Origin of the sequence: Shigella sp. FC1567 (genome assembly GCF_001743015.1) — a bacterium.
Lineage (GTDB): Bacteria > Pseudomonadota > Gammaproteobacteria > Enterobacterales > Enterobacteriaceae > Escherichia > Escherichia coli.
The window spans coordinates 1-349 of record NZ_MIIV01000429.1; the positions used below are offsets into that span (position 1 = coordinate 1).

Consider the following 349-nt stretch of genomic DNA (forward strand, 5'->3'; position numbering starts at 1 on the left):
CCGGCGGGAGGAATACGGCGCGCTACCTGGGTCGTTATCTGAAGAAGCCGCCGATAGCGGCCTCCCGGCTGGCACATTACAACGGAGGGGCGAGCCTGAGCTTCCGTTACCTGGACCACAAAACGGGAGAAACGGCGACGGAAACGCTGACACAGCGTGAGCTGGTCGCGAGGCTGAAACAGCACATCCCGGAGTAATGCCGATCAGTTAAGGATCAGTTGACCGATCCAGTGGCTGTGTAAGAATCCGGAAACGCTCACTTGTTTCCGGATTTTTTATGCACATTGGACAGGCTCTTGATCTGGTATCCCGTTACGATTCTCTGCGTAACCCACTGACTTCTCTGGGG

At 56.2% G+C, this 349-nt stretch carries 1 protein-coding gene and 1 pseudogene; both read left to right on the plus strand.

All coding sequences use genetic code 11. The features are described 5' to 3' along the window. Positions 1-194 (plus strand): annotated as a pseudogene (locus BHE85_RS19210) (transposase); the annotation flags it as partial. An 83-nt stretch (positions 195-277) separates the two neighbouring features. Beyond that, the coding region (locus BHE85_RS27770; protein ID WP_001675268.1) for a hypothetical protein at positions 278-349 on the plus strand (72 nt) is incomplete at its 3' end.